Origin of the sequence: Paraburkholderia sp. BL18I3N2 (assembly GCF_003001875.1) — a bacterium.
Taxonomy (GTDB): domain Bacteria; phylum Pseudomonadota; class Gammaproteobacteria; order Burkholderiales; family Burkholderiaceae; genus Paraburkholderia; species Paraburkholderia phytofirmans.
In genome coordinates this window covers 24,542-43,091 of the sequence record NZ_PVNC01000001.1, presented here as the reverse complement: position 1 = coordinate 43,091, position 18,550 = coordinate 24,542, and the positions used below count along the sequence as shown (strand labels likewise).

General features: G+C 63.4%; 19 protein-coding genes. 11 read left to right on the top strand and 8 right to left on the bottom strand.

Annotation, left to right across the window (positions count from 1 at the left end):
- The first annotated feature begins 32 nt into the window (after window positions 1-32).
- The gene (locus tag B0G75_RS00175) at window positions 33-881 is read left to right on the top strand and encodes an ureidoglycolate lyase (RefSeq protein ID WP_106299523.1); all 849 of its coding nucleotides are present in this window, start codon (window positions 33-35) and stop codon (window positions 879-881) included.
- Window positions 882-1,200: 319 nt separating this feature from the next.
- On the opposite strand, the gene B0G75_RS00170 is transcribed toward B0G75_RS00175, so the two are convergent.
- The 3 genes from B0G75_RS00170 to B0G75_RS00160 all read right to left on the bottom strand — a co-directional run bounded on the left by B0G75_RS00170 (window position 1,201) and on the right by B0G75_RS00160 (window position 3,467).
- Entirely contained in the window at window positions 1,201-2,553 is a 1,353-nt protein-coding gene (locus B0G75_RS00170) for a pyridoxal-dependent decarboxylase (RefSeq protein ID WP_106299521.1), read from the bottom strand.
- Window positions 2,554-2,611: 58 nt separating this feature from the next.
- On the bottom strand, window positions 2,612-2,914 hold the full coding sequence (locus B0G75_RS00165) for a helix-turn-helix transcriptional regulator (protein ID WP_106281679.1): 303 nt from the start codon (window positions 2,912-2,914) through the stop codon (window positions 2,612-2,614).
- A gap of 118 nt (window positions 2,915-3,032) precedes the next feature.
- Window positions 3,033-3,467, bottom strand: a complete 435-nt coding sequence (locus B0G75_RS00160) for a PaaI family thioesterase (protein ID WP_106299519.1) — start codon at window positions 3,465-3,467, stop codon at window positions 3,033-3,035.
- A gap of 268 nt (window positions 3,468-3,735) precedes the next feature.
- Here B0G75_RS00160 and B0G75_RS00155 point away from each other — a divergent pair, with 268 nt between their 5' ends.
- Complete coding sequence (locus B0G75_RS00155) at window positions 3,736-5,358, top strand: methyl-accepting chemotaxis protein (protein ID WP_106299517.1); 1,623 nt, start codon at window positions 3,736-3,738, stop codon at window positions 5,356-5,358.
- Between the two features lie 112 nt (window positions 5,359-5,470).
- Here B0G75_RS00155 and B0G75_RS00150 read toward each other — a convergent pair whose 3' ends face one another.
- Complete coding sequence (locus tag B0G75_RS00150; RefSeq protein WP_007178724.1) at window positions 5,471-5,674, bottom strand: cold-shock protein; 204 nt, start codon at window positions 5,672-5,674, stop codon at window positions 5,471-5,473.
- A gap of 218 nt (window positions 5,675-5,892) precedes the next feature.
- Here B0G75_RS00150 and B0G75_RS00145 point away from each other — a divergent pair, with 218 nt between their 5' ends.
- On the top strand, window positions 5,893-6,168 hold the full coding sequence (locus B0G75_RS00145) for a hypothetical protein (protein ID WP_106299515.1): 276 nt from the start codon (window positions 5,893-5,895) through the stop codon (window positions 6,166-6,168).
- 101 nt (window positions 6,169-6,269) lie between these two features.
- Here the strand turns inward: B0G75_RS00145 and B0G75_RS00140 are convergent, their stop codons facing one another.
- Window positions 6,270-6,593, bottom strand: a complete 324-nt coding sequence (locus tag B0G75_RS00140) for an HNH endonuclease (protein WP_106299513.1) — start codon at window positions 6,591-6,593, stop codon at window positions 6,270-6,272.
- A 63-nt stretch (window positions 6,594-6,656) separates the two neighbouring features.
- Window positions 6,657-7,766, bottom strand: a complete 1,110-nt coding sequence (locus B0G75_RS00135; RefSeq protein ID WP_106299511.1) for an AGE family epimerase/isomerase — start codon at window positions 7,764-7,766, stop codon at window positions 6,657-6,659.
- A 280-nt stretch (window positions 7,767-8,046) separates the two neighbouring features.
- Between B0G75_RS00135 and B0G75_RS00130 the strand changes: the two genes are divergently transcribed.
- The 7 genes from B0G75_RS00130 to B0G75_RS00105 all read left to right on the top strand — a co-directional run bounded on the left by B0G75_RS00130 (window position 8,047) and on the right by B0G75_RS00105 (window position 14,034).
- On the top strand, window positions 8,047-8,733 hold the full coding sequence (locus B0G75_RS00130) for an MgtC/SapB family protein (protein WP_106299509.1): 687 nt from the start codon (window positions 8,047-8,049) through the stop codon (window positions 8,731-8,733).
- 131 nt (window positions 8,734-8,864) lie between these two features.
- Window positions 8,865-10,265 carry a hypothetical protein gene (locus B0G75_RS00125; RefSeq protein WP_106299507.1) on the top strand — a complete coding sequence of 467 codons (1,401 nt, stop codon included), beginning with the start codon at window positions 8,865-8,867 and terminating at the stop codon, window positions 10,263-10,265.
- 443 nt (window positions 10,266-10,708) lie between these two features.
- The gene (locus B0G75_RS40440) at window positions 10,709-10,867 is read left to right on the top strand and encodes a hypothetical protein (RefSeq protein ID WP_181309131.1); all 159 of its coding nucleotides are present in this window, start codon (window positions 10,709-10,711) and stop codon (window positions 10,865-10,867) included.
- A 445-nt stretch (window positions 10,868-11,312) separates the two neighbouring features.
- Entirely contained in the window at window positions 11,313-11,612 is a 300-nt protein-coding gene (locus tag B0G75_RS00120; protein WP_106299505.1) for a hypothetical protein, read from the top strand.
- A gap of 115 nt (window positions 11,613-11,727) precedes the next feature.
- Window positions 11,728-12,681, top strand: coding sequence for a 3-hydroxyacyl-CoA dehydrogenase family protein (locus B0G75_RS00115; RefSeq protein ID WP_181309130.1), 954 nt, complete (start codon window positions 11,728-11,730; stop codon window positions 12,679-12,681).
- 130 nt (window positions 12,682-12,811) lie between these two features.
- A complete protein-coding gene (locus tag B0G75_RS00110; protein WP_106299501.1) occupies window positions 12,812-13,423 on the top strand; it encodes a flavin reductase family protein in 612 nt (203 codons plus the stop codon).
- A gap of 176 nt (window positions 13,424-13,599) precedes the next feature.
- A complete protein-coding gene (locus tag B0G75_RS00105; RefSeq protein WP_106299499.1) occupies window positions 13,600-14,034 on the top strand; it encodes a cupin domain-containing protein in 435 nt (144 codons plus the stop codon).
- Window positions 14,035-14,121: 87 nt separating this feature from the next.
- On the opposite strand, the gene B0G75_RS00100 is transcribed toward B0G75_RS00105, so the two are convergent.
- The gene (locus tag B0G75_RS00100; protein WP_106301701.1) at window positions 14,122-15,588 is read right to left on the bottom strand and encodes a polyhydroxyalkanoate depolymerase; all 1,467 of its coding nucleotides are present in this window, start codon (window positions 15,586-15,588) and stop codon (window positions 14,122-14,124) included.
- Window positions 15,589-15,807: 219 nt separating this feature from the next.
- On the opposite strand from B0G75_RS00100, the gene B0G75_RS00095 reads away from it, so the two are divergent.
- Entirely contained in the window at window positions 15,808-16,461 is a 654-nt protein-coding gene (locus tag B0G75_RS00095; RefSeq protein ID WP_106299497.1) for a glutathione S-transferase family protein, read from the top strand.
- 79 nt (window positions 16,462-16,540) lie between these two features.
- Here B0G75_RS00095 and B0G75_RS00090 read toward each other — a convergent pair whose 3' ends face one another.
- Complete coding sequence (locus B0G75_RS00090) at window positions 16,541-18,514, bottom strand: methyl-accepting chemotaxis protein (protein ID WP_106299495.1); 1,974 nt, start codon at window positions 18,512-18,514, stop codon at window positions 16,541-16,543.
- Window positions 18,515-18,550: the final 36 nt, after the last annotated feature.

The window sequence follows — 18,550 nt, the reverse complement described above, 5'->3', positions numbered from 1 at the left end:
CGAACCGAACACCACTGAAAGGAAGTGCCAGGATGAAACTGCTTCGTTATGGGCCGAAGGGCCAGGAAAAGCCGGGCTTGCTCGACGCGCAAGGCAAGATTCGTGATCTGTCGAAAGTGGTCGGCGATATCGACGGCGCCGCGCTGACCGACGAAGGTCTCGCCAAACTGCGCGCGCTCGATCCGGCTTCGCTGCCGCTGGTCGAAGGCAATCCGCGCATGGGTCCGTGCGTCGGCAAGATCGGCAAATTCATCTGCATCGGCTTGAATTACGCGGATCACGCGGCTGAATCGAATCTGCCGGTGCCCGCCGAGCCGGTCATCTTTAACAAGTGGACCAGCGCGATTTGCGGCCCGAACGACGACATTGAAATTCCGCGCGGCTCGAAGAAAACCGATTGGGAAGTCGAATTGGGCGTGGTGATCGGCAAGCCGGCGAAATATATCGACGAAGCCAACGCGCTTGATTACGTCGCCGGATACTGCGTGATCAACGACGTGTCGGAACGCGAATGGCAGATCGAAAAGGGCGGCACGTGGGACAAGGGCAAGGGCTTCGACACGTTCGGCCCGATCGGCCCGTGGGTCGTCACGCGCGACGAAGTCGCCGATCCGCAGAACCTGAGCCTGTGGCTCGAAGTGGACGGCCACCGCTATCAGAATGGCAGCACGAAGACGATGGTGTTCGGCGTCGCGAAACTGGTTTCCTATGTGTCGCAGTGCATGAGCCTGCAACCGGGCGACGTGATTTCGACTGGCACGCCGCCGGGCGTCGGCATGGGTGTGAAGCCGAATCCGGTGTTCCTGAAGCCGGGTCAGACGATTCGCCTGGGTATTGAAGGGCTGGGCGAGCAAACGCAGAAGACGTACGCGGCGGAGTGATTCGCGCCTGCGGGCTTCGCGGGGCATGAAGAACAGCGGTTCCTGCAGCAACAAGCAGGAGCCGCTTTTTTGTATGTGCCGCTGCCGCTGCAGCTTACGCGCGTCGCTCTCCATTCGCAGTCGAGAGTGCGGCTAAACCGCTGCCGCCCATGTTTTCGGCACGCGGCTCAGTCGCAGTGTTCGGTGGGCAGCGTCGTCTGCGGCGCCACTAAATAATCGCCATGCGCGTCTTCGGCGTGCTGCCCAGCCGCCGTGTTCGGCGAGCGGCCCCACGCGCGGCGCCACTAAATAATCGCCACGCGTGTCTTCGGCGTGCTGCTCAGTCGCCGTGTTCGGCGAGCAGCCTTGCGAGCAGCGCCACTAACTGATCGACGTGAGCATCTTCAGTGCGCCACGACGACACGCTGATGCGAAACGCCGGCCGCCCTTGCCAGACAGTCTGACCGAACCACGTTTCGCCCGACGCCTGCGCCGCTTCGCGAATCGCGGCAGTCTGCGCGTCGGTCGTCGCACGTACCAGCACCTGGTTCAGCACGACGCGATTCACCACTTCGAAGCCCGCGGCACGCAGACCCTCGGCGATCCGCGCAGCCTGTGCGCAATGCCGGTCCACCATCTCCTGCACGCCGCTGCGTCCGAGCGAACGCAGCGCTGCCCAGATCGGAATGCCGCGCGCACGGCGCGAGAACTCCAGGTTCACGTTCTTCTGCGCGTCGTGCGCGCCGGTCAGATAGACCGCGTCGCTGTTCATCGCCGATGAAAGCGCCTGCGCGTCGCGGCAGATCGCCATGGCGCCGTCGTAGGGCGTGTTGAGCCACTTGTGGCCGTCGGTGGTCCAACTGTCGGCGCCGTCGATGCCATCGGTCAGCGCCCGTTTCGACGATGCCCGCGCCCACAGACCGAACGCGCCATCCACATGAACCCACGCGCCGGCCGCTTTGGCGCGCGGAATCAATTCCGCGAATGGATCGAACTCACCGGTGTTCACTTCGCCGGCTTGTACGCAGAAGATCGTCATATCGTCGAGCGGCGGTAGCTGCGCGGGGTCGATGCGGCCATGCTCATCGGCTGGCGCGCTAATCACGCGCTTCATGCCGAAGCCGAGCACGCGCAGCGCCTTCTTCACCGTGATGTGGGCCATCTCGGAGATCACGACGCGCACAGGCGGCGCGCCGTTCAAGCCGTCATTGTCGAAATCCCAACCCTTGCGCGCGAGCAGCGCACGCCGTGCAGCCGCGACGCAAACGAGCGTGCACGCCGTCGCGCTGGTGCCGAAGCCGATCGCCGCTTCGCGCGGCAGATCCAGCGCGTCGAGCACCCAGCGCGCCGCGATTTTCTCCAGCGTGGCCGCGACCGGCGAGTTGTCGAAAGTCGAAGCGCATTGATCCCACGCGCCCATCAGACGCTCGGCCGCCGCGGCCGCCGGCAGCACTGCGCCGATCACAAAGCCGTAGTAGCGCGGGTCATTCGACGCAACCGTGCCGGGCGAACCACTTTCGTCGAGCAGACGCAGCACGTCGGCGGGCGCATGGCCGTGTTGCGGGAAGGCTTCGTCGAAGGCGGCGAGTTGCGCGAGCGCGGCCGCGTCCGGAAACACCCGGCGCTTGCCGATGTCGGCAAGGTAAGCGTGCGCGCGTCGGTCGGCATCGGCAATCAGAGCAAGTTCGTTCATGTGGTTCCTTCAAGTATCGATAACGTGATGGCGCGGCAGCCTGAAGAAGGCCACGCGCCTAGAGATTGGCGAGGTCGCGGCCGAGCTTCTGCAATTCGGCGTCAATGCGCTTGTAGTAGGTGAACTTGCCGATCCGCTGTGCGCGCACGAGTCCCGCATCGGCAAGGATGCGCATGTGACGCGTGGTGGTGGCGGGCGCAATGCCGAGCTTGTCGGTAATGAATGTGCAGCACACGCCGACCGTTTCGATATCGGCGTGGTCCTGATACGGGAAATGCCGCGTCGGCTCTTTCAGCCAGCGCATGACCGCGAGGCGGCTTGCGTTGGCGAGCGCGTTGATGCGGGTGAGTTCGTCTGTCATGAAGCGGTGCGGAACGGAGCCTTGGATCGATAACGTTTCGTATATTAGCTAAATGACGAAACGTGGACAAGCGCGTTCATGCCCGCGCGATGTGCTTTAGCCGACCGGCGCGGTGGCGTCAGCCCGCGTGTTCGTGCTCGCCGTTCTCGCTGATCCGGTTGACCGTGCCTTGCGCGACGGCAATCAGCTTTTCGCGGTTGCCTTCCATCACATAGACGTTGCATTGGCAGGTCGCCTGATGCTGACCCGCGTAGACGACCTTCGCGCGAGCGATCAGCGTGCCGTTGATGGCCGGCCGCAGATAATTGATCTTGTATTCCCCGGTCACGACCTTCGGCCCGAGCAGCAGCGCGCCCGCGAAGGTCAGCGCATTGTCGGCGAGATAGCTGATGACGCCGCCATGCACGAAGCCGTGCTGCTGCCGCAACTCGTCGCGGATCGGCAGGCTCAGCGTGAGTTCGCTGGTGCTCGTGTGCATCAACTCTGCGCCTAACAGCATGCTGAACGGCTGGGCATGCAGTGCGCCGCGCGCCCGGTCGAGGAGGTCGGTCATTGTGATTCCTTCGGGCGTGGCCCGCGGTGGCAATCTGCACTGGCCTGCGTCGTGCAGTCCTACCCACTCTAGGAAGCGCGCACGCACCGCGTCAAGGTGAATCGGCAATTCGTGCGGTGCATTGTTGCGCGAATTGATTGCAATGGTGACGTTGACCGATGAAAAGGGGGCGTAAGACGATCTTTAGTGGAATTGGCCTCAAGCGCGACGCGCGTATGCCGTTAACCCTGACGTAGCTCCCGTCATTCTCTGTCTTCAGGTATTCACGATGTTCAGCAAGATCAAGGTCGCATCCGGCCTGTTGTGTGTTCTGGCCGCGTTCTGCGTTTTCCAGCTTGTCACAGTGGGTTTGGGGTTCTGGTCGCTCACGCGCACGCATGACGACGTGGGCGATCTGTCGAACATCGCCCTGAAGCAGGTGGACGAGGTCAACGAAACGACCCAGCATTTGATGGACGCGCGCATCAACCTCTCGCGCGCCGGGACGCGCATGGTGCGCGGCGGCTCCGAGCCGACGGATATCGTGCAGCACGCCCGCGAACAGTTGACGGCTGCCGACCAGTCGTTCGCGGCCTTCATGAGCGCGCCGAAGACCGGCGACGAAAACGGCACCCGCGCCGCCGCGCTCGCCGAGCGCTACAAGAAGCTGCACGACGCGCTCGCGGAGCTGGTGCAGTTTCTCGATTCGAACAACATCCAGGCCTTCCTGGATCAGCCGACGCAGTCGTTCCAGGACGCGTACCTCGGCGAGTCGCATAACTTCGTGCAGTTCGGCAACGCTGCGAGCCGTGCGTCGCTCGACTCGATCGATACGCGCATGGCGACTTTCCGTGCCGTCAGCATCGTGATCCTGCTGGCGCTGGTGGCCGGCACGTTCGCCGTGTACGCGGCGCTGCGCCGCGGCGTGGTGGCGCCGCTGGAAGAAGCGGGCCGTCACTTCGACCGGATCGCGCAAGGCCGTCTCGACCAACCTATCGCCGCGCGCGGCACCAATGAAATCGGCCGATTGTTCTCGGGCCTCGCGAAAATGCAGGCGAGCGTGGCGCGCACCGTGCAGACCGTGCGCGAATCCGCCGACTCGATCCACCTCGGCGCCGATGAAATCGCGACCGGCAACGCGGATCTGTCGGCGCGCACCGAAAACCAGGCGGCGTCGCTCGAAGAAACCGCGTCGAGCATGGAGGAGTTGACGGCTACCGTGCGCCAGAACGCCGAGCACGCCCGCGAGGCCAACGCGCTCGCCGAGACCGCGCTTGAGGCGACCTCGCGCGGCAGCGAAGTGGTCAACGAGGTGGTCGACAAGATGCGCGGCATTGCGCAGAGCTCGGACAAGATTGCCGAGATCATTTCGGTGATCGACGGCATTGCCTTCCAGACCAACATCCTCGCGCTGAATGCGGCCGTCGAAGCGGCGCGCGCGGGCGAGCAAGGGCGCGGCTTTGCCGTGGTGGCGGGCGAAGTGCGTGGCCTTGCGCAGCGTAGCGCGCAATCGGCGAAGGAAATCAAAACGCTGATCAGCGAATCGGTCGCCGAGATTCAGGGCGGTTCGGCACTGGTCGAGCACGCCGGCTCAGCGATGAGCAACGTGTCCGCCTCGATTTCGCGCGTCACGCAGATGATGGCGGAGATCAGCGCGTCGTCGCTCGAACAGAGCACGGGCATCGAGCAGGTCAATCAGGCGGTGGTGCAGATGGATGAGATGACGCAGCAGAACGCGGCGCTCGTCGAAGAGGCTGCAGCGGCGGCGGCTTCGCTGCATCAGCAGACGCAGCAATTGAAGCAGGCCGTTTCCGTCTTCGAAATTTCTGAATCTGTGTTGCGGATGCAACAAATCGACGAAGCGCGAAGTCAATCGGCCGATTTTTCGTTGTCCGGTATGCGCGCAATCTAGCTCGCAAAAGCGCTCAAAAAGAAAACGACAGACAAAGAAAATGGCCCGCCGAAGCGGGCCATTTTGCATTAGACGCAAGCGCCTAAGGGTGCCTCAACGTACCTGACGGTACTTAGGCCGGCTGGATGTTCGCAGCTTGCTTGCCCTTCGGGCCTTGCTTAACTTCAAACGTCACCTTTTGGTTTTCCTGCAGGGACTTGAAGCCGCTGCCTTGAACTTCCGAAAAGTGCGCGAACAGGTCTTCGCCGCCGTCGTCCGGCGTGATGAAGCCAAAGCCCTTTGCATCGTTAAACCACTTCACAGTACCTGTTGCCATTTTTAATCCAGTAAATGTTGTGTGTTGCATTCGCGACCGCTATTTCTCAACACGAGATCGAGCGCGAAGTAGGAGTTGTATCACGTCTTAATGACGGACGCCAACCAACCAGTATTCGGGTATTCCCCCGCTCCGGTCTTTTTGAGGCCCGGAAAGCAATTGGAAGGCTGTTCCCGCGGGTAGGGTAAACTGCTGGTATTACTCTTCCAGGAAAGACATTGACACATTATTTGCAAGAAGAACTTACCTCGTTCTGGAGTCGTTTGACCCCCTATCTGGCGATATTGGAGTCTAAATCACCTCAGCAAGGCGCCCCGGACCCGGTCGGCCGTATCACCGTCGATACCGAAGACCGTCAGGCTTTCGCCCTCCACGTCACCGATCAGAAGCCGCGCGGCGACACGTCGGACACCCCCACCGGGCACAGCGCAACTTATATGCGTTTTAAATCGGCCGACAGCGGCTGGAGCCCCTGGCAGCGCGAAGAGTATTGATCGACCGGGCGGTCGGCTTTTGTGTCCGCGTGGCGTCGTGAGATCGCGGCCGGCGTTCAGCCGGCTTCGCGATCGGTCCGGTCGCTGGCCGTTTTTCGGCCTCACCCTTTGCGCCCACTGCGGCGCGTGCGCTCGTAAAAGTCGTTCGGCTTGGTGCGAACCCAGCGGACGAAAGTGCGGACCGCCTCGTCGCTGAGGAGCGCCTCGACCGTCGAATAGCGTTGCGCCAGCTCGGCTTCCGTGAACAGCGCGTGGAGCTGGCGGTGGCAGATGCGGTGCAAAGCGGCGACTTCCTTGCCGCCTTTTGTTTTCGGCACCCAGTGATGCAAATCGCGTTGGCTCGCCGGGATCGGCCGGCCGCAGAGCGGGCAGATTTCGTCCGCAGGCGGAGGTCGATACCAAGGTTCGGCGAGTTTTTTGGCCATGGCCGCACGAATGGCTAGCGGAGTTCCAGGCGCACGGCCGTTGTTTGGCCTAGCCGGCGGCGTTCAGGCCGGCAACGCCTCGTAGGCGGTGGCGAGGTGATAGGGCGTGGTCGACGGCATGTCGGCGCGCGCCACTTCGCCCGCCGGCGTTTTGCATTCGAACCAGCCCTGCTGCCGCAGAAACCGTTGCTGGAACAGTTCGATTTGCCGGGGCAGCGCGGCGCGCGCCGACGGTTCGTCATGGCTTGCCAGCGCGCGTAGATATTCGGTTTGGGCCCAGATCCGCTGAGTCGCGTCCTTGATCCGGCCGGTTTCGTCGAGCGAGGCGTACACGCCGCCGGTTTCCCGGTCCACGCCATGTTGCTGCGCGAAGCTGAAGGCACGCGGCATGGCTTCGGCGAGACCCGAGTCTTCGAACACGGCGCCCGCGTGTTTCACCAGCCAGAACCATTCAAACTGATGCCCGGGTTCCAGACGGTTGTCGTCCGCGCCGATCGGCAATTCGGCGATGCAGCCCGTGGGCGCATGCACGAAGCGCTGCGCGACCGCGCCGGCGAGACGCCGCAGCGCGGCGTCGAAAGCGTTGTCGTGCGTGGCTTCGCGAGCGGCCAGCCAGGCTTCGGTCAGGTGCATCAAAGGGTTCTGGATCGGCGTGCCCGTCACGCCGGCGAAGTCCGCGGTCAGTGCGGCGTTGAACAGATCGTCCTCGGCGGCGAAGTTCGACTGGATCAGCGCGGACGTGCGATGCACGATTTCCAGCGCGTCGTGATTGCCTGAGCGCCGGGCATACTCCGCGCACGCAAACACCACGAACGCGTGCGTGTACAGGTCCTTGGTGGTGTCGAGCGGTGCCCCTTGCGCATCCACGCTGTAGAACCATCCACCGTGGCGCGTGTCCTGAAAGGTGTGCATCAACGAGTCGAACAACACCCGCGCATGGGCTGCGTCGCCTGCTTGCGAGAACACGAACAATTGTCGCGCGCAGGCCATGGCCCGGTAACGCTCGGCGGGCAGCGGCTGATGATCTTCCGCGCTGACCGCTTCGTAGGGCAGCTTCAGTGCGGTGTTGAAACCCGGGCCGCGCCAGATCGGCAGCACCACGCCTGTGAAGTGATCGCGCAGACCGGCGGCGAGTGCGGTGGTGGAAGCGGCGGGTGGGTTCATGCTCTGCATAGTCAAATGGGGCGAACAGGGTATTTCGAAGCCAGGCGACGGCGGACTTGGTTGTCGTGTCCGTGGCCTGAATTTCAGCGCGGCGCAATTGTTGGCGAACGTGTCGACGAGCGTGGATGCTACCTGTTTTTGCAAACCGGCAACCGCAAAATCAGGATAGCGACAAGCCGTGCGAACCGCCTCGCGATGTGCGGCCTAGCATAAAGCAAACGACTCACACTGGCACTGCGTCACCCGTGCGGAAACTACTTCGAATAATTTCCGATAAGGAGGAAGAACAATGCTGGGGAATCTCGAACTCGTCGCCCGTTTGATGGTGGCCGCCGCGCTCGGCAGCGTCATCGGCTTCGAGCGGGAGCGGCTTTCGTGGGCCGCGGGGCTGCGCACGCACATGCTGGTGTGCGTCGGTTCGGCACTGATCATGATTGTCTCGGCCTATGGTTTTGCGGAAGTCCTGAAAGGCGACCACGTCGTGCTCGATCCTTCGCGGATGGCCGCGCAAGTGGTGTCGGGAATCGGCTTTCTCGGCGCGGGCTCGATCCTGCTGCGTGGCGAGATCGTGCGCGGACTGACGACGGCGGCGAGCCTCTGGTCGGTGGCCGCCATCGGTCTCGCGGTCGGCGGCGGGCTGTACACGGCGGCGATCGCGGCGACCATCATCATTCTGATTATCCTGGCCGGCATCAAGCCGCTCGAGCGCCGCTTCATCACGGTCAAACAACGGCGCCAACTGACGATGATCGTTGAGCGCGGCGCCATGACGTTCCACTCGCTGCACGACGAACTCGGCGCCGCCAGCCCGCGCGTCAAGCAGTTCGTGATGCAGCAAAGCGAGGACGCGCCCGAGTGCGATGAAGTGGTGATCACCTTGCATCGCGTATCGAATACCGAATATGAGGCGATCTGCGGGCGCTTGCGGCAACTGCGCGGCGTCAAGCAGTTCCGGCAGGACGACGCGACTTCCTGAAAACGAAAATCGTCGCCGAATGGCTTCGGCGGGCGCGGGCGGCCATGCGACAATGCGGTCTCGAAAAATTCCAACGGCATTGACGAGCGGTGCTCGGCGCCCGCTTTGCGGCGACGACCGCTCTTTTCTCTATGGCAGATTCCGCAGCATCCATGCAGTCCCGGCCTCAACGCGCCGCTTCGAAGAAGCGCCGCCAGGCCACCGTCCCGACCGAAACTGAAAACAAGCTGGCGCGCGCCGCGCGCTCCGCACAACGCCTCGCGCAACTGAGCGACGCCTCCCGCGACGACAGCACGCTCGACCTGTTCCCCGACGATCCCACCCGCGCCACGCTGGAAGCGATGAATATCGACATCCGGCAAGGTACGCTGCATGGTTTCGAATTGCCTGACGTGGTGTTGGCCGCGGTCGGCGCGATCGATGGCGGCGATGGTTTGGCGGTGGACGCGCGGGCTACGCGTCGTGCGCCGCGCGTGGCTAAGGCCGATGACCAACCGGTTCCGGTCAATGCGCTATTGAGCGGGCTCGAAATCGAGCCGTTGGTGGTGGCGGCATCGCCGGCTGGCGAACCGGCTTCGGGCGATGCGAAACCGGCAGCGGACACAACCGCGTCTGCCGAAGAGAAATCGGCGGCACCGGCGCGCGATGCATCGGCGCCGTTTACCCCGGCGATGGCGGCGGCGACCGTGGCGCGCAGCGTGACCGCGCTGCGCCAGGCGGCTGAGCCGGATGCGACGGGCGGTGCGGCGGCTGCGTCGAACGCCGGCGGTGGCAAGGCGCCGCAACGCTTCGCGGCGACTTTTGCCAAGGCGGCTTCGGCTTCTGGTGCGGCTTCGGTATCGGCTTCGCAAGAACCGGCCGCAGTCGCGGCCAACGTGACGGGCACAACGGAAGAACCGGCGTCGGCACAACAGGGCGCTGCTGCTGAAGGGTCAAAGCCGGGCGCGGTGCCGAACCAGCATAGGGCGCCGACGGAAGCTGAAATCGCCGCGCCGAACAGCACGGCGTCGGAGGCGTCGATGGATGCATCGGCGTCCGCCACGCCTTGGCGGGAAGCCCGGCGTGCCGAAGCGGCCGCGGCGGCGCTGCGCGCCGCGCCAGAACTCGATCGCCTGCGGGCGACCGCGTTCGCCGATACTGTCGACGCGCTGTACGGCGTGATCGCCGATCAACGCCACGCCGCGACCGATCATTCAAGGCGCATGAAATGGATGCTGTCGATCGTGGTGGGCGCGTTGCTGATGACGGTTGCGATCGGCATCACGCAAACCGTGCTGCTGATGCGCCTCACGCGCGAGACCACCGCCCAGCAGCACCGCATCGAGCAGATGATGCAGAACCAGCAGGCAGCTATGGCCAGTTTGCTCGACACGCACATGGCGATGGCGACCGCAGCCGCCGCCAATGCCGCTTCCGACGCGGCCGCGACAGCGCCCGCCGCGCCACAGCAAGCCGCCGCGACGGCAGCGCACGCGAGGCGCGCAGCGCGAGCACAGCATGTACATAAGCAGAAAGCGGCTACCCCGCACTGACAGTCAGTGAGCGCCGCGCCGGCGACAAGCCGGTTGCGGTGATTCACTTTTCTATTGCTGTCCGGCGTCCGCCGCCCATCGCGCGTCGCCCACCGCCCACCACTCAGCTACCAGCGTCCGCCAACGCGACGTTGACACGTGCGGACGGGGCGGCACCATACCCGTCGACGCCGCCATAGCCCGCTTCCGCAAGGCAACAGCGAAAGCCAACGTTCGTGCGCAGCAGAAAGCGGGCGACTAGCCCGCTACAGAGGTAGACCCTTGTGACCCTGAAAATCAAAAACAGGGACGTTGTCATGATGCAACGCAGCATGCGAAAAATACCCGCGACAAAGCATCACGCCGAAAAATTGCTGCATTGCACTAGCTTTTGCCTAGGGAAAACCCTATAATCCTTCTTAAGGGAAAACCCTAGCAAATGCAGTAACTAACCGGGAGTCGCCATGAGCTTCATTTTTGCAATGTTCCAAAAGGTCAGCGACCTCTTTGCGTCGCCCCATCTGCCGCTGGATTCGGACTACTCGTACGAAGCGCGTAGCCGCGAAGCAGAGCGCGTGCGCAGAGCACAAGCTACGTTGTTCGGCGTCAAGCTGAGCGACTAAAAGCAAAGCCGTACCGGCCCAAGCGCGGAGCAACCGCGTACGGGCGCGCACTTCGGGTGCGCATCGCATCACTGTTGAAGCCACAGTCCGCGAAACGCGTACCGTGGCTTTTTGTTTTTCAGGCTCGTTTCCGCCGCTCGGGCCCCGGCTCCGAATATTTCCCGGCCGAAATGGATGTAACGGAGCCATCAAAGATGGCCGCCGGGCCCACAGGGTCCAGTCATGGCGCATGGCTTCGCAGGCAGGGCGAGACGGGCAAAATGCGCTTTGGCCGTCCGTCTCTTTCTATGAAATGTGCGCTTACAAGTGCTCACGTCTTCATGCGGTTTGCGCCGCTAAAGTTGGTCTCAAGCGTACGGCGTCTGGTTCGAGCCTGAAGGTGCAGGTCCAGGTCGAGCTCGAGCACGGCCGCCGGCTTGATACAAAACTTTGATGGGAGGTCACTATGAAAACCTTGAACAAGACATCGCGTTCGATCATCGCAACCTTGCTGGCAGGCGGCGCATTGCTCGCGGCCGGCAGCGCATTCGCTCAAGAACGCGTGGTCGTCGAAAACGGCCCGGGACCGGCGGTCTACGGTCGACCGCACATGATGCCGGTGGGCGTGTCGATCAATATCGGCTGGCACGGCGATCGTTACTATGACGGCCATCGCTATTGGGCCCACGACGAGTGGATGCGCCATCATCCGCACGACTACGATCCGCATCACCGCGACGACCATCGCCCGCCCCCGCGCTACTAATTCGCGCGTGACGGCGCCGCACGACGCGGCGTCGGCCTGAATTCCACAAAGCCGGTCCTTCCTCGCGGAAGACCGGCTTTGTCACGTTCGAGCTTACGAATCGGCTTGCTGCGCTATGCTTGAACGCTCTTATCGACGGCAGCAGGAGAGCGGCTTGGACAAGGCAGTGATTGGCGTAGTGGGCACGGGGTTGATGGGCGTCGGCATTGCGACGCAAAGCGCATTGCACGGATACAGGACGATCGTTCACGATGTCGATCCGGCGCGTCTCGCGAGCGTCGCGCCGAAAGCGCAAGCGGTGCTCGACGAACTGATCGACGCCGGGCGCATCGACCCGACGGCCAAACAGGCGGCGCTGGCGCGCATTGAAACGCATGCAGCACTCGACGTGATGGCATCGGCGCAATTCGTGATCGAAGCGATTCCCGAGATCCTCGAACTGAAGCATCGCGTGTATGCGGCGCTGACCCAGTTGCTGGCCGACGACGCGATTCTCGCGAGCAACACCAGCGGTTTTCACCCCGATCAACTGGCCACCCCATTGCGCGCGAAAGACCGCTTTGTGATCGCGCATTTCTGGAATCCGCCGCACATGATTCCGCTCGTCGAAGTCGTGCCGGGCACGGCGACCGCGCCCGAAGTGACGCAGCAGACCGCTGCGTTGATGAGTGCGATCGGTATGGAGCCCGTTGTGCTGGCGAAAGCGATTCCGGGGTTCGTCGGCAACCGGTTGCAGTTCGCGGTGCTGCGCGAGGCGTTGCATATCGTGCGCTCGGGCGCGGCGACGCCGGACGTGGTCGATCGCGTGATGAAGGCATCCTTGGGTCGCCGCTGGGGGATCGTTGGACCGTTCGAAGGCGCGGACATGGGCGGCCTCGACACCTTCCTCGATATCGCTTCCCACCTGATGCCGGAGCTGGCCAAAGACGAAGACGTGCTCGATCTATTGCGCGAGCAGGTCGAAGCAGGGCGTGTGGGCGTGCGCAGCGGCGCGGGTTTCCATGACTGGGACGACGCGCATCTGGAGCAGGTGAAGCAAGGGCGCAAGCGTGTGATTAGTCGCGGTTGATTGACGCGAAAATGGCGAGGCTTAAAAGTGCGGCGTCACGAGAAGCCTCGCTACCAGGGCACGCCCAGCAGCCCGCGCCGCTCTGCGGTATAAATGCCGTCTCGCTCCATCTGCAAGGCCCCCAATCTCCATGCCCCACTACTTCTACGACCCCGCCACCGGCCATGGCCTCCCGCACGATCCGTTCAAAGCCATCGTCGCGCCGCGTCTGATCGGCTGGATCTCCTCGCGCGACACCGCAGGCACATTGAACCTCGCGCCGTACAGTTTCTTCAGCGCGTTCGCCAGCTTTCCGGCGATCATCGGTTTCTGCAGCGAAGGCCGTAAAGACAGCGTCGCCAACATCGAAGCCACCGGCGAGTTCGTCTGGAATCTGGCGACCAAACCGCTCGCCGAGCAGATGAACCGCTCGTCGGCGCCCGTTCCGCCGCACGTCGACGAATTCGAACTCGCGGGACTCACTCCCGCGCCGGGCCGCAACGTGGCCGTACCGCACGTCGCGGAATCGCCGGCTGCGCTCGAATGCAAGCTGCTGCAAGTGGTGCGGCTGCATACGCTCGACGGCACGCCGATGGACAACTATCTGTCGCTCGGGCAAGTGGTCGGCGTGCATATCAACGAGGCGTATCTGAAAGACGGCTTGTTCGACACGCACGCCGCGCAGCCGATCATGCGCGCCGGCTACCGCGCCGACTACGCGGAAATCGGCGACATGTTCCAGATGTTCCGCCCGACCGCATAGACAGCACAGCGCTGAAAACTACGTCGCGCCACGCCAGATGGCGCGACATTCACGGCATCGCCTCCGAATCGCGCAAAAGCAAAAAGCAGCGCCCGCATACTGGCGCGCTTGATGCTTGCAACCGACGCTCCAACGCGTCGTTTTCAACTGCCGGCTCACTCGCGAGGAGCGCGATCATGTCCACCGAATTCGCCACGCAATTCAGTCATGTCCGTCCGCAAGACACGTCCTATGAGGATCAGGGCTTACGCGACTTTTTTCTGTACCGCGATTTGGGTATCGCGCAGGCGACCGGCGGCAAGGTGCTCGCGCAACTCGTCAAAGCGAACCACGCACCAGAGCAAGGCACTGGCTGGCACCGTCATGAGGCCGATTTCCACATTGTGATCATGTTGAAGGGCTGGGCGCGCTTCATGTATGGCGACAAAGAGACGCTCGTCGCCGCCGGCGATTGCGTGCATCAGGCGCCGGGCATCGTCCACTATCTGTTCGACTACTCGGAAGATATGGAGTACATCGAAATCGTCTCGCCGGCCGATTTCAAATCGATCGAAGTCGAAGGGCCGTGCGACGTGCCGACAGTGACGCCCTGGAAGAGCGCTGCGGCTTAGCGAACGTGGAAGGCGGCCGCGCGCTTGAGTAGCGGGTACTACGCAATCGACCAAGCAGGCAGCCGCCGCGCGCTTCCGAACAACAACTCATTGCGCCGCAGGCGGCCGTCTACGCGGAGTGCGCGCCGCCGCCTGCGGCTTGATGGCCGCAGCCGAACCGGCGCTTGACGTGGTGCTAGTTCCGTTCGCAGCATCCATTGGCGCCGCATCCACTTCCACATCGACCACCGCCGTTGCCGCCGGCGCTGCTGGAGTGACTTCAGCAGCCGTCGCGGCTGGCACCGGCTGAATCGTGCGCGCTCGCGAACTCACCAGCACCGCGCGCGGTTCGTTGTCGTAGATCACGGCGCGCACGCGCGGATAGATGTGCCGCTCCCAGCGGTGTCCATTGAACACGCCATAGTGCCCGACGCCGGTCTGCACGTGATGCGTCTTCAAATACGGCCGCAACTTGTCGCACATGTCCTGCGCGGCGAGCGTCTGACCGACGGCGCAGATATCGTCCTTCTCGCCTTCGACGGTAAGCAACGCGGTGCGGCGAATCTTCGACGGTTCGACGAGACGCCCTTTCACTTCGAGCGCATGCAACGGCAGTGCATGACGCTGAAAAACCGTGTCGACGGTTTCCAGATAAAAGTCGGCGGTGAGATCCATCGTCGCGAAGTATTCTTCATAGAACGTGCGGATCGTGTCGGCTTTCGCTGGATCGCCTTTGGCGCGCTCGTAATGCATCGTCTCGAACGAGTCGAGATGGCGGTTTAGATTCATCGCCATAAACGCGGTCAACTGCATGAAGCCCGGATACACGCGCCGATGCGCGCCCGCAAAACCGAACGGCACCGCGCTGATCAGCTTCTGCTCGAACCACTCCAGCGGTTTGCTTTTGGCGAGTTCGTTGACGCGCGTTGGGTTGATACGCGTGTCGAGCGGACCGGCCATCAGCGTCATGCTCGCCGGTTGCGCGGGGTGATCGTCGGCGGCCATCAGCGCGACCGCGGCCAGCGCGGCGACGGTCGGCTGGCAGACGGCGAGCAGATGCGCGCCGGGGCCGATCGTTTCGGTGAAGTCGATCACGTGCTGCACGAATTCGTCGAAGCCGAAGCGGCCCTGGCTTAGCGGCACGTCGCGCGGGTTGTGCCAGTCGGTGATGTAGACGTCGTGTTCGGCCAGCATCGTGCGCACGGTGCCGCGCAGCAGCGTCGCGAAGTGGCCGGACATTGGCGCGATCACGAGCACGCGGGGTTGCGGCGCCGACGGCGGCGTCTCCTTACGGAAATGCAGCAGCGAACAGAACGGCGTGTGCGCCGCGATTTCCTCGACGACCGCCACGGATTTGCCTTCCGATATCACGCTGTCGATCTGGAACGGCGGCCGCACGGGCGTGAGTCCGGCCAGCGTCAACAACTCGCAGGCCGCGCGGATCGAGCGTCCATGCGACGTTTCGCCGAACGCAGACCATGCGTCGAGCGAATGATTCACCAGTGCCGCGCCGTGCCGCATCGGCAGCATCATGTCGGCGAAAGCCTGGTATGTGGGATATGCGAACAGGTTCATAACCTTCGCACGAATGCTGAAGAGGAAGGAGCGCAAATAAAGGCAAGTCATGTGCCATGCATGCATACGCACTGGCGCAGCCGTGCCCTCACGTTGGCATAGCATTTGCGCGAGTCGGGAGAACGGGCCGAATTTGCCGCGCTTTGGTGCGAGCGCGCACGGCAACGTGCACGCATGGCGTCAGGCGCCGACCGAGCGCCTCATCTGGAGGAGGATCGTATGGCGAATACCACGCTCACCATCAGCAGCAAGAACTATTCGTCGTGGTCGTTGCGCGGCTGGCTGCTGACCAAGTTCAGCGGTTTGCCTTTTGAAGAGATCGTGATGCCGATCGACGATCCCGCGGCACGCGCCGAACTCCTGCTGCTGTCGCCGTCGATCCTGGTGCCGTGCCTCGTGCACGACGGCATCAAGGTCTGGGACACGCTGGCGATCGCGGAATACCTGAACGAACTGAAACCGGACGCGAAACTGCTGCCCGAAGATATTCGCGCCCGCGCGCATTGCCGCTCGATCTGCGGCGAGATGCATTCAGGATTCGGCTCGCTGCGCTCGGCTCTGCCGATGAACCTCAAAGCGCACTTTCCGGGCTTCAAGGTGTGGGCGCGGGCGCAGTCGGATATCGATCGGATCGTGACGATCTGGGGCGATTGTCTGAAGCAGTACGGCGGGCCGTTTCTGTTCGGCGAGCGCACCGCGGCTGACGCGATGTACGCGCCTGTGGTGACGCGTTTCGTGACCTACGACGTCAAACTCGATCCGGAGATCGTCGAATACGGACAGCGGATCATGGCGCTGCCCGAGATGCAGGAGTGGATCGCCGACGCGCAACTGGAGGTGGAGGAGATCGACGAGCTGGACGTCGAGTTCTGAAGAAGCCGAGCGGCGACACTGCCGCAACAGCGGGCGGCGTTCAGCGTGGCGAGCCATACCGCGCCGTAACCACTGCGCCTCAATCGCGCCCGCTTCCCAGTTTGAACACGCTGACCACTTGCGCGAGACGCGCCGCCTGATCGCGCAACTCGGCCGCCGCGAGTTCGGCCTCGCCGACAATCGTCGCGTTCTGCTGCGTGGCTTCGCCGATCTGCGTGACGGCGAGATTCACCTGCTCGATGCCGCCCGATTGCTCGCGCGAGGCGACGCTGATTTCGCCCATGATCGCCCGCACCTGGCCGACCTGTTGAACGATGCCCTGCATCGTCGAACTGGCTTCTTCGGCGATCTGGAAACCGTTTTGCACAGTCGCCGTGGATGTCGCGATCAGGCTCTCGATCTCCTTCACCGAAGCCGCGCTGCGCTGCGCCAACGCGCGCACTTCCGAGGCCACGACCGCGAAGCCCTTGCCGTGCTCGCCAGCGCGCGCCGCTTCCACCGCTGCGTTCAGCGCGAGGATGTTGGTCTGGAATGCGATGCCTTCGATCACGCTCGTGATCTCGGCGATCTTCTGTGACGAGCGGCTGATCTCGCCCATCGTCGACACCACGCGTTCAACAGCGCGGCCGCCTTCGAGCGCGGCATCGGCGGCGCGCGTGACGAGCGTGTTGGCTTGCGCGGCGTGGTCGGCGTTCTGCTGCACGGTGGAGGTGATCTCTTCCATGCTGGCCGCCGTTTCCTCGAGACTGCTCGCCTGGGTGGCGATCCGCGCGGCAATATTGCCGCTGCCGGTGGCGATCTTTTCGGTGCCGTGCGACATATCCGTCGATGCATTGCGCACTTGCGAAACGATGCGCGCGAGACCTTCGCCGATGCCGTCGATCGACTGCATCAGGCGGCCGATTTCATCGGCGCGCGCGTTCGCGCCTTTTGCGACGCGCACGCTCAGATCGCCCGAGGCGAATCGTTCGGACGCCTTGGCGGCTTCGTCCAGCGGGCGGCTCACGAGGCGCCGCACCGCAAACAGGAACACGGCGGCGAATACGCCGACGAGCACCAGGCCGAGCAGCAGGAATTCGTTGCGCGTGGTGATGACGTCGGCCATCACTTCGTCGCGCGGCGCGACGCCGCCCACCAGCCATTGCCATTCCGGCACGGTGACGAACGACACGAACTTGTCGCGCGAGCCGCGTTCGCCGAGTGTCGCATCGGCCGAAGTGTATTCGAGCTGGCCTTCCTTCATGTCGAGCATTTGCTGATACGGCGCGTTCGCGTTGTCGGCGTTTTGGCCCGCAGCGGCCGGATGCACGATCAGCTTGCCGCGCTCTGCGCCATTCGACGCATTCACGACGAAGTAATAACCGCTGTCGCCGATCTTCAGATTGCGAATGCCGTCCTGCACCGACTGGATTTCCTTGTCCACATTCACGCCGACGAACAGCGCGCCGATCACGCGGCCGCTTGCGTCCGTGATCGGCCGGTATTGCGTGATCAAACGTTTGCCGAAGAGCGCGGCGAGTCCCGTATAAGGCTTGTTGGCGACCAGCAGCGCGTAGGCCGGCGCCTTGCGGTCGAGCAGCGTGCCGATCGCGCGCGAGCCGTCCTGCTTCTTCAGCGACGTGGTGACGCGCACGAAATCATCGCCGCTGCGCGCGAAGATCGTGGCGACCGCGCCGCTGCGTTCGAGAAACAGATCGGGGATGGAAAAGTCCATGTTCAGGACTTTGTCGCCCGCCTTGATGGTCGGCGTGGCGACGCCGCCGATGTCGACCTTCTGGGTTTCGTCGAGCGTGTAGCCGGTGGGCAGGAAGCTCGCGAACAGCGACATCGAGCGATCGACCTCGTTCGACAAGGCTTTGTCGAACAGCTTGATCATCGCGGCGATCGAGCGGTCCTTATCGGCGATGCGTTCGAGCACCTGATCGCTGATCTGCTGGCCGGCGGTGCGGGTGAGCGCCCACGTGAACGCGGCGAAAATCAACGCCACCAGTACGCACGAAAGAATGGCGAGCCGCGCGCCGACGCTGGCGCGGCGCAAAGAGAGAAATTCCATGGACGTTTTTGTGGAGTAAAGGGGACAAGTACTGCA

Excerpts from the sequence above, each read along its gene's own strand:
- B0G75_RS00160 (WP_106299519.1), bottom strand. The coding sequence starts at position 3,467 with ATGACCGACCTCCTCGACCGGGCGCGCGGCGCACTGCATGCCCAGCCG.
- B0G75_RS00170 (WP_106299521.1), bottom strand. The coding sequence starts at position 2,553 with ATGAACGAACTTGCTCTGATTGCCGATGCCGACCGACGCGCGCACGCT.
- B0G75_RS00100 (WP_106301701.1), bottom strand. The coding sequence starts at position 15,588 with ATGAACCTGTTCGCATATCCCACATACCAGGCTTTCGCCGACATGATG.
- B0G75_RS00155 (WP_106299517.1), top strand. The coding sequence starts at position 3,736 with ATGTTCAGCAAGATCAAGGTCGCATCCGGCCTGTTGTGTGTTCTGGCC.
- B0G75_RS00130 (WP_106299509.1), top strand. The coding sequence starts at position 8,047 with ATGCTGGGGAATCTCGAACTCGTCGCCCGTTTGATGGTGGCCGCCGCG.
- B0G75_RS00125 (WP_106299507.1), top strand. The coding sequence starts at position 8,865 with ATGGCAGATTCCGCAGCATCCATGCAGTCCCGGCCTCAACGCGCCGCT.
- B0G75_RS00115 (WP_181309130.1), top strand. The coding sequence starts at position 11,728 with ATGCTTGAACGCTCTTATCGACGGCAGCAGGAGAGCGGCTTGGACAAG.
- B0G75_RS00105 (WP_106299499.1), top strand. The coding sequence starts at position 13,600 with ATGTCCACCGAATTCGCCACGCAATTCAGTCATGTCCGTCCGCAAGAC.
- B0G75_RS00120 (WP_106299505.1), top strand. The coding sequence starts at position 11,313 with ATGAAAACCTTGAACAAGACATCGCGTTCGATCATCGCAACCTTGCTG.
- B0G75_RS00140 (WP_106299513.1), bottom strand. The coding sequence starts at position 6,593 with ATGGCCAAAAAACTCGCCGAACCTTGGTATCGACCTCCGCCTGCGGAC.
- B0G75_RS00165 (WP_106281679.1), bottom strand. The coding sequence starts at position 2,914 with ATGACAGACGAACTCACCCGCATCAACGCGCTCGCCAACGCAAGCCGC.
- B0G75_RS00110 (WP_106299501.1), top strand. The coding sequence starts at position 12,812 with ATGCCCCACTACTTCTACGACCCCGCCACCGGCCATGGCCTCCCGCAC.
- B0G75_RS00135 (WP_106299511.1), bottom strand. The coding sequence starts at position 7,766 with ATGCAGAGCATGAACCCACCCGCCGCTTCCACCACCGCACTCGCCGCC.
- B0G75_RS40440 (WP_181309131.1), top strand. The coding sequence starts at position 10,709 with ATGAGCTTCATTTTTGCAATGTTCCAAAAGGTCAGCGACCTCTTTGCG.
- B0G75_RS00175 (WP_106299523.1), top strand. The coding sequence starts at position 33 with ATGAAACTGCTTCGTTATGGGCCGAAGGGCCAGGAAAAGCCGGGCTTG.
- B0G75_RS00090 (WP_106299495.1), bottom strand. The coding sequence starts at position 18,514 with ATGGAATTTCTCTCTTTGCGCCGCGCCAGCGTCGGCGCGCGGCTCGCC.
- B0G75_RS00150 (WP_007178724.1), bottom strand. The coding sequence starts at position 5,674 with ATGGCAACAGGTACTGTGAAGTGGTTTAACGATGCAAAGGGCTTTGGC.
- B0G75_RS00095 (WP_106299497.1), top strand. The coding sequence starts at position 15,808 with ATGGCGAATACCACGCTCACCATCAGCAGCAAGAACTATTCGTCGTGG.